The sequence below is a fragment of the Streptomyces sp. GbtcB7 genome, assembly GCF_019091445.1.
Taxonomy (GTDB): Bacteria; Actinomycetota; Actinomycetes; order Streptomycetales; family Streptomycetaceae; genus Streptomyces; species Streptomyces mirabilis.
Genome location: NZ_JAGXJM010000630.1, coordinates 1 through 236 on the forward strand (window position 1 = coordinate 1; position 236 = coordinate 236).

Consider the following 236-nt stretch of genomic DNA (forward strand, 5'->3'; position numbering starts at 1 on the left):
GTGGCAGCACATCGGTGAGCGCCTCCGTCGGCACCCCGGTCAGCCACGCGTCCACCAGACCGGGCAGCCGCTCGGCGTGCACGAGCAGCATCCCGCCCCCGGGGCCACCGCCGACGAACCCCTCGATCCACGCGGCCGCGTCCCCCGGGTCCCTACCCGGCGACAGCACGTGACCCATGAGCCGCGCGGCCTCGTCCTGCCCCAACTCCCCGCCGTCCCGCAGGAGTCGTACCGTC

The 236-nt window shown here is 75.4% G+C and carries 1 protein-coding gene; it reads right to left on the reverse strand.

Features of this window, described 5'->3' with window-relative positions; translation table 11 throughout:
- On the reverse strand, positions 1-236 hold a 236-nt coding region (locus KVT44_RS57055), incomplete at both ends, for a DUF5682 family protein (RefSeq protein ID WP_217577185.1).